Genomic DNA, 12,956 nt, shown 5'->3' with positions numbered 1-12,956 from the left:
ACGAGCTTGGGCGCCGAAAGATCGGCGAATGGTCCGGCCCGGCGCCCGAGGACGCCAGGCCGGAATTCATTCATGCAGGCTGAAGATTGACAGCCGAGGTCTTGCCGCGCTGGTCGGTTTCCAGCTCGTAAGAAACGCGCTGTTCCTTGTTCAGCGTCGCCATTCCGGCGCGCTCGACCGCGGTGATGTGGACGAAGCTGTCGCCCGAGCCATCCTCGTTGGCGATGAAACCATAGCCTTTGTCGCTGTTGAAGAATTTTACGGTGCCGATGGGCATGGGTGTTTCCTTTCACGAAAACAGGAATATCCACCGGTAAAAGCACCAGTGGAGCTGGTAGCGCGTGAAGGGAAGTATCCGCCTAGTGGCATCAAATTTCCGTCGCAGGCGACGTTAGCGCGAATAGATTGTAATTATTTTGCCGAAAAGTCAAGGTTTTTGGCAATTTCCATAAATACCGGCTGTTTTTCCCGCGAATGTTTGGACGGAATTGGCCGAATCGGGTTAGCGTATCTCCACCGTCAGATGTTCGATTCCATGGACGGGTTTGACCCGCTGGCAAATCGCTTCGCGCGTCGCGCCGACGACGCTGATGATCGCCGAATGCGCCGCCGGCCCAACGCGCCAGACGTGGAGGTCGATGATCTTCGCATCGCCGGGTTCCTCGACGAGTTTACGGATTTCGGTTTCGAGCGCGGCGTCGGTCGCGTCGAGCAGCACCGCGCCGGTGTCGCGCAGCAGCGACCAGGCCCACACCGCGATGACGACCGCCCCGACGACCCCCATCGCGGGATCGAGCCACACCCAGCCAAGATAGCGCCCGCCAAGCAGCGCCGCGATCGCGAGCACCGACGTCAGCGCGTCGGCGACGACATGCAGATAGGCCGAGCGGAGGTTATTGTCCTGTTCGTGCGGATGCTCATGGTCGTGATCGTGCGCGTCATCGTGATGATGGTCGTGGCTATGATCGTGCCCGTGGCTATGGCCATGGCCGAGCAACAGCGCGCTCGCGATGTTCACCCCCAGCCCGATCACCGCGATGACCGTTGCCTCGGCAAAGGCGACGGGGCTGGGATCGAACAGCCGCATCAGCGATTCATACGCGATCCCGAGCGCGACGAGCCCAAGCACGAGCGCCGAGGCAAAGCCCGCAAGGTCGCCGACCTTGCCGGTCCCGAAGCTGTAGCGGCGGCCATAGGCGTGGCGCTTCGCATAAGCATAAGCAATCGCGGCAATGCCGAGCGCGCCCGCATGCGTCGCCATATGAAAGCCGTCGGCGAGCAGCGCCATCGAGTTGAAGGCGAGCCCCGCGGCAATCTCGCCGACCATCATCACCGCGGTGAGCGCGACGACCCACAAGGTGCGCTGCGCATTTTCGTCGTGCCGCTTGCCGAGGAAAACATGGTTGTGGGCCAGCGCCTCGGCTTCGCTATCGAACGACATGGTCTTTCCCTATCTCAAAGGGGCAGAATGGCAAGCGTTCGGGAAGGGACCCGCGCACCCAGCGTCGAGAGAGAAGCGATGTTTGGTCTGCTTTGGAGCGGTAAGCGGGCGTTAGCTGGGCTTGCGCCAGACAGGAAATACATCGTTTCGAGTCGAGCCCATTGCCGCGATCATCGCGGCGTGATCAAATCCTTGCATGCCCATCATATAATCTACCGCGACCTGCTCGCCTGTCGCTCCCTGCGGGAAGGCGCAAGCCAGCCTATCGTCCATGCCAAACAACAGCCACCACACGTCTGCGCCCCAGGGTCCGGTGTCATTTGTCTCAATGGCCACTCCCGTTATGTCCGTCTTGGGAATGGTCAGCCGCTCGCCCTTATCATCCTGAACGCTGATGCCTGCCTCATCGATGATTACGGACCATCTCGCTTCTGGCTGCGGCTGCTCAGACCTCCTTTTAAGCCAATCGAACAATAGCGCCTCCCTATGTCAGGTTGGTAGCATGATCGAAAGGCGAGGCGTCCGCAACTGATCGCCAGCCGTCCCGCATTCCCCCTTGCCGACTCACCCTCGCGCGCCTATATGCGGCCTACTTCTTGACATGGTTAGCCAGTTGGGACGTCGGGGCCGCGGGCCGCGGCGGCTGTACCCATATGCTTTCCGGTCATCCGAATTGGAAAGACAGACTTGGCCGATCTCGACGCCCTCAATGCGATCATCGCGCCCGAAGCCGAGGCGATGGGCCTTGCGCTCGTACGCGTCGCCTTCTTTGGCGGCGAGAGCGATCCGACGCTGCAGGTGATGGCCGAACGGCCCGAAACGCGCCAGCTGACGATTGAGGATTGCGCCGACCTGTCGCGCCGCATTTCGGTCCAGCTCGACGCGCTCGAGGAAGCGGGCAAGGACCCGATCGACCAAGCCTATCGGCTCGAGGTTTCGTCGCCCGGCATCGACCGGCCGCTGACGCGCCGTAGCGACTTCGCCGACTGGGCGGGGCATGAGGCGAAGGTCGCGCTGAAGGAAAAGTTGGACGGGCGCCAGCGCTTCAACGGCGAGCTGATCGGCATCGACGGCGACGTCGTTACGATTTCGGATAAAGAGGGTGTGGAACACAAGCTGCCGTTCGATGCGATCGACACGGCCAAGCTGGTCCTCACCGACAAATTGATTGCTGCAACCGTCCCGCTTTCAGCCGAAGGCGCCGACGAAATGGAAGAAGAAGGACAGGACTGATGGCCACTGCCATTTCCGCCAACCGCGCCGAACTGCTGGCGATTGCCAACAGCGTCGCCAGCGAGAAGATGATCGACAAGGCGATCGTGATCGAGGCCATCGAGGAAGCGATCCAGCGCGCCGCGCGCGCCCGCTACGGCGCCGAAAACGACATTCGTGCGAAGCTCGACGTCCAGACCGGCGACCTGCGCCTGTGGCGCGTCGTCGAGGTGGTCGAGACCGTCGAGGATTATTTCAAGCAGGTCGACCTCGCCGCCGGCCAGAAGCTGCAGAAGGACGCCCAGCTCGGCGACTTCATCGTCGACCCGCTGCCCGCGGTTGACCTCGGCCGCATCGACGCCCAGTCGGCCAAGCAGGTGATCTTCCAGAAGGTCCGCGAAGCCGACCGCGAGCGCCAGTATGAAGAATTCAAGGATCGCGGCGGTGAGATCATCACCGGCGTCGTCAAATCAGTCGAGTTCGGCCACATCGTCGTCAACCTCGGCCGCGCCGAAGGCGTGATCCGCCGCGACCAGCAGATCCCGCGCGAACTGATGCGCGTCGGCGACCGCGTCCGCGCGCTGATCCTGTCGGTGCGCAGCGAAACGCGCGGCCCGCAGATCTTCCTCAGCCGCGCGCACCCCGACTTCATGAAGAAGCTGTTCGCGCAGGAAGTGCCCGAAATCTACGACGGCATCATCGAGATCAAGGCCGCCGCGCGCGACCCGGGCTCGCGCGCCAAGATCGGCGTGATCAGCTATGACGGCAGCATCGATCCCGTCGGCGCGTGCGTTGGCATGAAGGGCAGCCGCGTCCAGGCGGTCGTCCAGGAAATGCAGGGCGAAAAGATCGACATCATCCCCTGGTCCGAAGACACCGCGACCTTCGTCGTCAACGCGCTCCAGCCGGCAACGGTCCAGCGCGTCGTGATCGACGAAGATGACAGCCGCATCGAAGTCGTCGTTCCCGACGACCAGCTGTCGCTCGCCATCGGTCGCCGCGGGCAGAATGTCCGTCTCGCCAGCCAGCTGACCGGCAGCCAGATCGACATCATGACCGAGGCCGACGCCAGCGAAAAGCGCCAGCGCGAATTCGTCGAACGCTCGACGATGTTCCAGGAAGAACTCGACGTCGACGAAACGCTCGCGCAGCTGCTCGTCGCCGAAGGCTTCGGCGAACTCGAAGAAGTCGCCTATGTCGGTATCGACGAACTCGCGAGCATCGAAGGCTTCGACGAGGAGCTGGCGCAGGAGCTGCAGAGCCGCGCGACCGAAGGCCTCGAACGCCGCGAAGAAGCGTCGCGCGCCGAGCGCCGCGAACTGGGCGTCGAAGACGATCTGGCGGAAATCCCGCACCTGACCGAAGCGATGCTCGTCGTGCTCGGCAAGGCGGGGATCAAGACGCTCGACGACCTCGCGGATCTCGCGACCGACGAATTGATCGCCAAGAAGCGCACCGACAACCGCCGCGGCCCGCCGCGCAGCGAACGCGCCGAGGACAAGGGCGGCGTGCTGGGCGAATATGGTCTGAGCGAAGAACAGGGCAACGAAATCATCATGGCGGCGCGCGCCCACTGGTTCGACGACGAAGAGTCGAGCGAGCCGGCGGCCGACGCACCGGAAGCTGGGCCCGCGGCGGAGCCGCAAACCGGGGAGGCCGCCGATGCGGACCCCGCACAATGATCAGCTGAGCGAACCAGACCGCGCTGGTCGGCGCGGCCAGCATGTGCCCGAGCGGCGCTGCGTCATCACCGGCGAGGTTTCGCCGGCCGAACGGCTCGTGCGCCTCGCGCTCGGGCCCGACGGCGCGATCGCGCCCGACGTGCTTGGCAAGGCGCCGGGCCGCGGCGCGTGGATCGGCGTCGACCGCGCGACGCTTGAGGCGGCCCAGGCGAAGGGCAAGCTGAAGGGCGGGCTTGCGCGCGCGCTTCAGGACGGCAATTTCACCATTCCCGACGATCTTGGCGCGCGTATTGAGACGCAGCTTCAGCGTGCGACGCTCGACCGCCTGGGGCTGGAATCGCGATCGGGCACCTTGCTCAGCGGCAATGAAAAGATCGAAACCGCAGCGCGCAAGGGACAGGTTCGCCTGCTGCTCCACGCCAATGATGCGGGCGAGGACGGGCGCAAGAAATTGGCGCAGGCGTGGCGCGTCGGCGAGGACGATGAAGGGTCGGGCCGCGAGGGTAAAGTCTTGCCGGTGGACCGAAACACCCTATCTATGGCATTGGGGCGCGAGAATGCGGTGCATCTGGCGATTATCGACGCCCGCGCCGCGGACCGCGTGCTGGCGCATTTGAGCCGCTGGCAGTTTTTCACAGGATGGAGTAGGGACGCGGCCAACCGCGATTCCGACCCGCATACCCCGTCGCCCGTCGGCGAGGAAAATATTGGGGCGTTGCCGACCAGCACCGCCGCTTCGGACGCGTTTTGAAGGAATGATAAGTTTCGATGAGTGACGAACAGGACAAACCGACCCTTACCCGCAAGCCCCTGGGGCTGAAGCGGACGGTCGAGGCCGGACAGGTGCAGCAGCAATTCAGCCATGGCCGTCGCAACACGGTGGTGGTCGAGGTGAAGCGTCGCCGCGTCATCGGCCGTCCGGGCGAAGCCGCTCCGGCCGAGGTCGAAGAGGTCGAGGCCGCTCCGGCGCCCGCACCCGCCCCGGCGCCTGCCCCCGCTCCCGCTCCGAAGCCGGCACCCCGGGCGAGCGAGAACGACAGCCTGATGTCGCGTCAGGAACGCCAGGCGCAATTGCTGCGCGAGGCCGAAGAATCGCGCATGTCGGCGCAAGAAGAAACGCGCCGCCGCGAGGAAGCCGCGCGCGCGCGCGCCGCCGAGGAAGAAAAAGCCCGCGCCGAAGCGCGCGTCGAGCAGACCGCGGCGAAGGCGGCCGAGCCTGCCGCGACGCCCGCCGCTGCCGAGCCCGCCGCCGAAGCACCCGCAGCCGCCGCAGAGGCGCCCGCCGCCAAGGCCGACGAGGGCGAGACCGCGCCGCAGCGCACCACCACCAGCGCCGCCCCGGCACCGCGCCGCTTCACCCCGGTCGAGGCGCCGAAGCGCCCCGAACCCAAGCGCCCCGATCCCAAGGTCAGCCGTGGCGGCGACAGCCGCCGCCAGTCGGGCAAGCTCACCGTCACGCGGGCGCTCAACGACGATGAGGGCGCGCGTGCGCGCAGCCTCGCGGCGCTGAAGCGCGCCCGCGAAAAGGAAAAGCGCTCGCACACCGCGTCGTCGGGCCCGCGTGAGAAGCAGGTCCGCGAAGTCGTCGTCCCCGAAAGCATCACGGTGCAGGATCTCGCCAACCGCATGGCCGAAAAGGGCAGCGACCTGGTGAAAGCGCTGTTCAAGATGGGCAGCCCCGTCACGATCAACCAGACGATCGATCAGGACACCGCCGAGCTGCTCGTCACCGAATTCGGGCACGAGATCAAGCGCGTCAGCGAAGGCGACATCGACATCCGTCACGACGAGGATGTCGACGATGCCGAGCATCTGAAACCGCGCGCCCCGGTCGTGACGATCATGGGCCATGTCGACCACGGCAAGACGTCGCTGCTCGATGCGCTGCGCGGCGCCAATGTGGTCGCGGGCGAAGCCGGTGGCATCACCCAGCATATCGGCGCCTATCAGGTGAAGACCCCCGACGGGTCGCTCGTCACCTTCCTCGACACCCCGGGCCACGAAGCCTTTACCGAGATGCGCCAGCGCGGTGCCAATGTCACCGACATCGTCATCCTCGTGGTGGCGGCCGACGACGGGCTGAAGCCGCAGTCGATTGAGGCGATCCACCATGCGAAGGCAGCCGGCGTGCCGATTATCGTCGCGATCAACAAGGTCGACAAGGAAGGCGCCAATCCGCAGCGTGTCCGCGAACGCCTGCTTGAGCACGAGCTGGTGGTCGAGGAAATGGGCGGCGACGTCCAGAATGTCGAAGTGTCGGCGCTGAAGAAAACCGGTCTCGACAAATTGCTCGACGCGATCGCGGTGCAGGCCGAGATCATGGAGCTGAAAGCCAACCCCGACCGTCCGGCCGAAGGCACGGTGGTCGAGGCGAAGCTCGACAAGGGCCGCGGCCCGGTGGCGACGATCCTCGTTCGCCGCGGCACGCTCAAGGTCGGCGACATCTTCGTCTGCGGCGCCGAAAGCGGCCGCGTTCGCGCGCTGATCAACGACAAGGGCGAGCAGATCAAGACCGCTGGCCCGTCGCTGCCGGTCGAGGTCCTCGGCCTCGGCGGCGTGCCGATGGCGGGCGATACGCTGACCGTCGTCGAGAATGAGGCGCGCGCCCGCGAAGTCGCCGCCTATCGCCAGGAACAGGCGCTTCGCAAGCGGACGGCGCAGGCGCCGGTCAGCCTCGAGGGCATGTTCGAGGCGCTCGCCGACAAGGCGAACGTCATCCAGTTCCCGGTGGTCATCAAGGGCGACGTGCAGGGGTCGGTCGAAGCGATCGTCAATGCGCTGAACAAGCTGTCGACCGACGAGATCCGCGTCCGTGTGCTCCAGTCGGGCGCCGGCGCGATCACCGAGAGCGACGTGACGCTGGCGGCGGCGACCAATGCGCCGATCATCGGCTTCAACGTCCGCCCGAACGCCAAGGCGCGCGAGATCGCGAACCGCGAAAAAGTGCGCTTCCTCTACTATGACGTCATCTATCACCTGACCGACGAAATCGCGAAGGAGATGGCGGGCGAGCTGGGTCCGGAACGCGTCGAAACCGTCGTCGGCCGCGCCGAGGTCAAGGACGTCTTCCCCGCCGGCAAGCGCGACAAGGCCGCGGGTCTGCTCGTGCTCGAAGGCGTCATCCGCAAGGGGCTGCACGCCCGCCTTACGCGCGACGACGTCATCGTGTCGGCAACGACGATCTCGTCGCTCCGCCGTTTCAAGGACGACGTCGCCGAAGTGCGCGCCGGCCTGGAGTGCGGTGTCGTGCTGGCGGACACCAACGACATCAAGGCGGGCGACCACCTCGAAGTCTTCGAAGTCGAACTGCGCGAACGGACGCTGTAACAGGCGTCCGCTCCGCGCGGATCAGGAGGCGCCGGCATGGCTCGCTATGTGGCCCTATTCGGCAGCATCAATGTCGGTGGCAACCGGCTGAAGATGGTCGACCTGCGCGCGGCGTTCGAGGCGGAGGGCTTTGAGAACGTCGAGACGGTCGTCGCCAGCGGTAATGTCATCTTCTCGCACCCCGCGCGACCGACGCGCGGGCTCGAGGAAAAGCTGACACTGATGGTCGACGACCGTTTCGACATGACCTGCGCCGCCTTGGTGCGCAGCCGCGACGAGCTCGCTGCGGCGATCGCCGACAATCCGTTCGCGGGCACGAACGAGGACCGGATCGTCCATACGATGTTTTTGGATGGGCAGCCGACCGCGGCACAGTTCGACGCGCTGGCCGCCGATAAGTGGATCAAGCCGAACGAGCGTCTCGCGCTCGGCGACCGGGCGCTTTACATCGATTATGGTGACGGCGTGGCCGACAGCAAATTGACCGTGCGGCTTATCGAACGCCGGTTGGAACATAAGGGCACGGCGCGGAACATCCGCTCGATCGCGCGGATTATTGACAAGCTCGACCAGTTGGAGAAAGCGGAGTCATGAAAACCGAAAAGGACAAAGGCCCCACCGTCCGCACGCTGCGCGTCGGCGAGCAGGTGCGCCATATCCTGTCCGAAATCCTTGCGCGCGGCGATGTCCACGACGATCTTCTGACCAAGCATCCGGTGAGCGTCACCGAAGTCCGTATGTCGTCCGACCTCCGCCATGCGACGGTGTTCGTGAAGTCGCTGCTCGGCAAGGAGGAGGAGGCGGTGCTGAAGGCATTGCGCACCAACACCGCCTGGCTGCAAAAGAGCGTCGCCGAAAAGATGACGATGAAATATGCCGCGAAGCTGAAATTTCTGTCGGACGAAAGCTTCGACGAGGCGAGCCACATCGAAAAATTGCTGCGCGATCCGAAGGTCGCGCGGGATTTGGCGGGCGGCGAGGGCGAAGTTCAAGACTGAACCCACACCCGTCATCCCGGCCTTCGCCGAGATGACGGGTGTGGGTTCGGCTAAGGGTTCTTCCCCTTGATCCCCGCCGCTTGCTCCAACTCCACCAGCGCATCCTCCAGATAGTCGATCAGCCGCTGCACATGCGGCACGCTGCGCCGGCACGCCGTAATCCCGAAATCGATATTCTTGTTGTTCGACACCTGCGTGATGTTCATCGCCATCCCGTCGACCGGGATGCTCGCGGGATACATGCCGTCCAATCGCGCGCCGTTCCAGTAGAGCTGTTCGCGCGGGCCGGGGACGTTCGAGATGGTGACGCTGTACGCCGGGAATTTGTCGGCGGTGCGGGTGAGCGCGGTCAGCATCTGCGGCATCTGCGTGATCGCGGTATAGATCTGGATCTGCTGCGCGGTCATCTCGCGCAGCTGCGCCTTTGCCGCGTTCATCGACGCCTGGATCGTCGCCATGCGGGTGGCGGGATCGTCGATATGCGTCGCAAGGTTCGCGGTGACCGCCGCGACCGAATTGCCCGAATCGATGTCGTCCTTGGCGCGGATCGACACCGGCGCCATGGCCTTCAAGGGTTTGTCGGGCAGCTCGTTCAGCGATTGCAGATATTTGCGCATCGCGCCCGAACACATGGCGAGCACCGCATCGTTGATCGTCCCGTCATACGCCTTGCCCATCGCGCGCACGCGTTCGAGCGACCAGCTTTGCGCGACGAAACGCCGCGCGCCGGTGATGTTGCGGTTGAAGCTGGTGCGCGGCAACCCGCCCCACGGCGTCGCAAGGTCGCTGCCGCCGAGCCCGAACATCGCCGCGGCATATTGGTTGAGCGCCTTGGTCACCCCGACGCTGTTGCCCCATTGCTCCTTCAGGAAGGTGCCGATCGCCTTCAAATCGGTCAGGCTGGGCGTCGGCGCCTTCTTCGGCGCCGGGAATTTGCGCTTGTAGGCTTCGTATGCCTCGACCGACATCGGCGAATAGCTGCGCCGCTCGCTCTTGTCGGCGCTCAGCATCGCGTTGGTGAAGTGCATCGAACTCGCGCCGTCCATCAGCGCGTGATGGATCTTGAAATAGGTCGCGATCTGGCGGTCTGGCAGCCCCGAGATCAGCGTGATTTCCCACATCGGCCGCGTGCGGTCGAGCAGCGTGCCGTGGAGGCGCGAGACCAGCTCGAACATCTCGCGATAACGCCCCGGCTTCGGCAATGCGGCGCTCCGCACATGGTAATGCATGTCGATGTCGCGGTCGGGCTGCAGCCGGATCGGACCGTACTGGCCGAGCGGCGTGAGCTTCAGCACCTCGCTGAACGGCCGGCGCAGCCCTTCGGACTGGCGCAGCATCGCGAGTTGCTCGTTCAACCATTCGGTTTCGTCGACCTTGTCGGGCAAAGTATAGAGATTGACCCCGCCGACATGCATTGGCGTCTCGCGCGTCTCCGCGACTAGGAACATCGCGTCGGTCACCGGCATCAGCCGCATAGCAGCTCTCCCCACTGTATATGCTGCATCTTTTGGTGCGCAGCATGACAGGGGGCGTGGGCGAGTCAAGCTGACCTGCTCCATCGTCACCCCAGACTTGATCCCGAGGGTCATCTGACGCCGGTGTCACGGACCCCGGATCAAGCCCGGGGTGACGAAGCTTTGACGATTGGCGAAGTCCGGCCAACACGTTATCGCACCTGTCATGGCCAAGCTCTATTTCTACTACGCCAGCATGAATGCCGGCAAATCGACGACGCTGCTGCAGGCGGATTTCAACTATCGCGAGCGCGGCATGGAAACGATGCTGTGGACCGCGGCGCTCGACGACCGCTACGGCGCGGGGCAGGTGACCAGCCGGATCGGGTTGATCGCCGAAGCGCATAAATTCGATCCCGACAGCGATCTCTGGGCCGCGGTAAACGCCGAACATGCCGAACGCCCGCTCGCCTGCGTGCTCGTCGACGAGGCGCAATTCCTGACGCGCGCGCAGGTGTTGGGTCTCGCCCGGCTCACCGACGAGGTTGGTATCCCGGTGCTCTGCTATGGTTTGCGTACCGATTTTTCGGCCGAGCTCTTCCCCGGATCGGCCGCCTTGCTTGGGATCGCCGACGCGCTCGTCGAACTCAAAGCCGTGTGCGAATGCGGGCGCAAGGCGACGATGAACCTGCGCGTCGACGAACAGGGTCGCGCGGTGGTCGAGGGCGCGCAGACCGAGATCGGCGGCAACGACCGCTATGTCGCGATGTGCCGGCGGCACTTCATGGCGAAGCGGCGCGAAGCTGCAGAGGCGCTGAGCGATGCTTGACCGTCTTTATGTCGAACTCGCCGACGGCGACCTCCGGCTCGTCAAGCTGAAGGAAGATCATAGAGAGGCGCTGCGCGCCGCCTGTGCCGCCGACGCCGATGTCTGGGCTATCTATTCGTCGAGTTTTGGCCCGGGCCACTTCGACAAGAGCTTTGACACGCTGACCGGAAGCGGCGGCGGCCGGATGCCCTATGCGATCATTGACGGCGATCGGCTCGTCGGCATGACGGCCTGGCTGCGTCCCGATGTATCGGCGCAGACGGTCGAGATCGGCAACAGCTTCATCCACCCCGACGCGCGCGGCACCGGCTTCAATGGCCGGCTCAAAAAGCTGATGCTCGATCACGCTTTTGCGGTCGGCATCCGCCGTATCGAATTCCGTATCGACGAGCGTAACAAGCGGAGCCAGGCTGCGGTCGCCAAGCTCGGCTGTACCAAGGAAGGCGTGCTGCGCTCCGAGCGCATCACCTGGACCGGCTATGTGCGCGACACCGGGCTTTGGTCGCTGCTCGCCGATGAGTGGGCGGGGCGTTCTTAGATTTCCGTCATCCCGGCCCTTCGACTGCCTTGGCAGGCGCTCAGGATAAACTTCCGCTAAAGGCGGAAGGCCGGGATCTCCACGGTGTGCAATGGCGAGAGGTCGAGATCGTGTTTCAGAGTCACGTGCCTCTGAACACCCTTCGCCGGGATGACGGGAGGCGGCGGGGTCAGCATCGGTTCAGGCAGCTTCCGCTAAGCGACTCGTCATGAAACAGAAACTCGCACTCTCCCTGGCCGCCATGCTGCTTCCCCTTTCGGCAGCGGCGGCCGCCGAGCCCGCTGCCAGCGCGCCGCGCGCGCTCGGCGTCGAATCGAGCATCGTCTTTCCGAGCGACAGCTCGATCCGCAACTGGCAGGCCGACCGCAGCCGCGGCATCTGGATCCAGGATCGCCGCGGAAACTGGTATTATGGCACCTTCGCCGGCTATTGCCGCGATGTGGATTTCGCGCAGGCGATCGGGGTCGAAACGCGCGGCGCCGGGCGGCTCGACCGTTTCGCGTCGATCCTTGTGCGCGGCGAACGCTGCCAGCTTAGCTCCTTTGTGACGTCGGAAGGTCCGCCGTCGAAGAAGGACAAGAAAGCGGCGAAGGAAGCCGCCAAGGCCGCCGAAACCTCCGCCGAAAATTGACAGCCGTCCCTCCGCGCCATAGCGGCGCGGGATGAACGGCTGGATCATCCTCGACAAACCCGTGGGGCTCGGCTCGACGCAAGCCGTCGGCGCGGTCAAGCGCGTGTGCCGCGAGGCGGGGCTGGGCAAGGTCAAGGTCGGCCATGGCGGGACGCTTGATCCGCTCGCCTCGGGGGTGCTGCCGATCGCGCTCGGCGAGGCGACCAAGCTCTGCGGCCGGATGCTCGATGCGAGCAAGACCTATGATTTCACGATCAAGTTCGGAACCGAAACCGCCGGGCTCGATGCCGAGGGCGAGGTGGTCGCGACCAGCCGAGCGCGGCCGACGCTTGCGGAGGTCGAGGCGGTGCTGCCGCGCTTCACCGGCCCGATCGAGCAGGTACCGCCCGCTTTTTCGGCGATCAAGATTGACGGCCAGCGCGCCTATGATCTCGCGCGCAAAGGCGAAGCGGTCGAGATGAAGGCGCGGAGTGTCACGATTCATTCTCTTCGTCATGCCGGACTTGATCCGGCATCCATCGCGGCGCCGTACGAGTGGACCCCGGATCAAGTCCGGGGTGACGAGCGAGGGGAGGGGCAACTTGATGAGATCACCCTCACCGCCCACGTCTCCAAAGGCACCTATATCCGCAGCCTCGCGCGCGATATTGCATACGCCATCGGCACCGTCGGCCACGTCACCATGCTCCGCCGCACCAGGGCCGGGCCGTTCGATCTGGCACAGGCGATTTCGCTGGACAAATTGAACGCATTCGGCCAAGGCGCCGCCCAATCAGAAGTATTTCTGCCGCTTGAGGCAGGGCTGGTCGACATCCCGGCTCTGAACCTTTCCCCGGAAGCGGCA

General features: G+C 64.7%; 14 protein-coding genes. 10 read left to right on the top strand and 4 right to left on the bottom strand.

Going from position 1 to position 12,956, the window contains the following annotated elements; genetic code table 11:
• Nucleotides 1-70: 70 nt before the first annotated feature.
• The 3 genes from V6M50_RS09265 to V6M50_RS09255 all read right to left on the bottom strand — a co-directional run bounded on the left by V6M50_RS09265 (nt 71) and on the right by V6M50_RS09255 (nt 1,915).
• The gene (locus V6M50_RS09265) at nt 71-277 is read right to left on the bottom strand and encodes a cold-shock protein (RefSeq protein ID WP_332818273.1); all 207 of its coding nucleotides are present in this window, start codon (nt 275-277) and stop codon (nt 71-73) included.
• 225 nt (nt 278-502) lie between these two features.
• A complete protein-coding gene (gene dmeF / locus V6M50_RS09260) occupies nt 503-1,441 on the bottom strand; it encodes a CDF family Co(II)/Ni(II) efflux transporter DmeF (RefSeq protein ID WP_332818272.1) in 939 nt (312 codons plus the stop codon).
• A 111-nt stretch (nt 1,442-1,552) separates the two neighbouring features.
• Nucleotides 1,553-1,915 (bottom strand): hypothetical protein, encoded by a 363-nt coding sequence (locus tag V6M50_RS09255; RefSeq protein ID WP_332818271.1) that lies wholly within the window; start codon nt 1,913-1,915, stop codon nt 1,553-1,555.
• A gap of 213 nt (nt 1,916-2,128) precedes the next feature.
• Here V6M50_RS09255 and rimP point away from each other — a divergent pair, with 213 nt between their 5' ends.
• From rimP to rbfA, 6 genes are read left to right on the top strand one after another with little or no spacing between them, the layout of a single operon-like run.
• Complete coding sequence (rimP, locus tag V6M50_RS09250; protein ID WP_332818270.1) at nt 2,129-2,674, top strand: ribosome maturation protein RimP; 546 nt, start codon at nt 2,129-2,131, stop codon at nt 2,672-2,674.
• Nucleotides 2,674-4,335 carry a transcription termination factor NusA gene (nusA, locus tag V6M50_RS09245; RefSeq protein ID WP_332818269.1) on the top strand — a complete coding sequence of 554 codons (1,662 nt, stop codon included), beginning with the start codon at nt 2,674-2,676 and terminating at the stop codon, nt 4,333-4,335. Before rimP ends, nusA begins: the two co-directional genes overlap by 1 nt.
• Nucleotides 4,316-5,086 (top strand): DUF448 domain-containing protein, encoded by a 771-nt coding sequence (locus V6M50_RS09240; RefSeq protein WP_332818268.1) that lies wholly within the window; start codon nt 4,316-4,318, stop codon nt 5,084-5,086. Before nusA ends, V6M50_RS09240 begins: the two co-directional genes overlap by 20 nt.
• Nucleotides 5,087-5,103: 17 nt before the next feature.
• A complete protein-coding gene (gene infB, locus V6M50_RS09235; protein WP_332818267.1) occupies nt 5,104-7,662 on the top strand; it encodes a translation initiation factor IF-2 in 2,559 nt (852 codons plus the stop codon).
• 36 nt (nt 7,663-7,698) lie between these two features.
• Entirely contained in the window at nt 7,699-8,256 is a 558-nt protein-coding gene (locus V6M50_RS09230; protein ID WP_332818266.1) for a DUF1697 domain-containing protein, read from the top strand.
• On the top strand, nt 8,253-8,660 hold the full coding sequence (rbfA, locus tag V6M50_RS09225; RefSeq protein ID WP_332818265.1) for a 30S ribosome-binding factor RbfA: 408 nt from the start codon (nt 8,253-8,255) through the stop codon (nt 8,658-8,660). Before V6M50_RS09230 ends, rbfA begins: the two co-directional genes overlap by 4 nt.
• 50 nt (nt 8,661-8,710) lie before the next feature.
• Here rbfA and V6M50_RS09220 read toward each other — a convergent pair whose 3' ends face one another.
• Nucleotides 8,711-10,135 carry a WS/DGAT/MGAT family O-acyltransferase gene (locus tag V6M50_RS09220; protein WP_332818264.1) on the bottom strand — a complete coding sequence of 475 codons (1,425 nt, stop codon included), beginning with the start codon at nt 10,133-10,135 and terminating at the stop codon, nt 8,711-8,713.
• Between the two features lie 205 nt (nt 10,136-10,340).
• Here V6M50_RS09220 and V6M50_RS09215 point away from each other — a divergent pair, with 205 nt between their 5' ends.
• The 4 genes from V6M50_RS09215 to truB all read left to right on the top strand — a co-directional run.
• Entirely contained in the window at nt 10,341-10,943 is a 603-nt protein-coding gene (locus V6M50_RS09215; RefSeq protein WP_332818263.1) for a thymidine kinase, read from the top strand.
• Nucleotides 10,936-11,481: a GNAT family N-acetyltransferase gene (locus V6M50_RS09210; RefSeq protein WP_332818262.1), complete on the top strand. Its 546-nt coding sequence runs from the start codon at nt 10,936-10,938 to the stop codon at nt 11,479-11,481. The genes V6M50_RS09215 and V6M50_RS09210 overlap by 8 nt, the downstream gene beginning before the upstream one ends.
• A 208-nt stretch (nt 11,482-11,689) precedes the next feature.
• Nucleotides 11,690-12,112, top strand: a complete 423-nt coding sequence (locus V6M50_RS09205; protein WP_332818261.1) for a DUF6491 family protein — start codon at nt 11,690-11,692, stop codon at nt 12,110-12,112.
• A gap of 31 nt (nt 12,113-12,143) precedes the next feature.
• Nucleotides 12,144-12,956 (top strand): tRNA pseudouridine(55) synthase TruB (gene truB / locus V6M50_RS09200; RefSeq protein WP_332818260.1); only part of this gene is annotated, 813 nt, incomplete at its 3' end.

This window comes from Sphingopyxis sp. (genome assembly GCF_036675685.1).
Lineage (GTDB): Bacteria > Pseudomonadota > Alphaproteobacteria > Sphingomonadales > Sphingomonadaceae > Sphingopyxis.
This window is presented reverse-complemented; position numbering and strand designations above follow the sequence as displayed.

What these genes read in the sequence shown, in the direction of transcription:
- V6M50_RS09240 (WP_332818268.1), top strand. Translation starts at nt 4,316, where the DNA reads ATGCGGACCCCGCACAATGATCAGCTGAGCGAACCAGACCGCGCTGGT.
- V6M50_RS09210 (WP_332818262.1), top strand. Translation starts at nt 10,936, where the DNA reads ATGCTTGACCGTCTTTATGTCGAACTCGCCGACGGCGACCTCCGGCTC.
- V6M50_RS09205 (WP_332818261.1), top strand. Translation starts at nt 11,690, where the DNA reads ATGAAACAGAAACTCGCACTCTCCCTGGCCGCCATGCTGCTTCCCCTT.
- V6M50_RS09230 (WP_332818266.1), top strand. Translation starts at nt 7,699, where the DNA reads ATGGCTCGCTATGTGGCCCTATTCGGCAGCATCAATGTCGGTGGCAAC.
- rbfA (WP_332818265.1), top strand. Translation starts at nt 8,253, where the DNA reads ATGAAAACCGAAAAGGACAAAGGCCCCACCGTCCGCACGCTGCGCGTC.
- V6M50_RS09215 (WP_332818263.1), top strand. Translation starts at nt 10,341, where the DNA reads ATGGCCAAGCTCTATTTCTACTACGCCAGCATGAATGCCGGCAAATCG.
- nusA (WP_332818269.1), top strand. Translation starts at nt 2,674, where the DNA reads ATGGCCACTGCCATTTCCGCCAACCGCGCCGAACTGCTGGCGATTGCC.
- V6M50_RS09220 (WP_332818264.1), bottom strand. Translation starts at nt 10,135, where the DNA reads ATGCGGCTGATGCCGGTGACCGACGCGATGTTCCTAGTCGCGGAGACG.
- V6M50_RS09265 (WP_332818273.1), bottom strand. Translation starts at nt 277, where the DNA reads ATGCCCATCGGCACCGTAAAATTCTTCAACAGCGACAAAGGCTATGGT.
- infB (WP_332818267.1), top strand. Translation starts at nt 5,104, where the DNA reads ATGAGTGACGAACAGGACAAACCGACCCTTACCCGCAAGCCCCTGGGG.
- dmeF (WP_332818272.1), bottom strand. Translation starts at nt 1,441, where the DNA reads ATGTCGTTCGATAGCGAAGCCGAGGCGCTGGCCCACAACCATGTTTTC.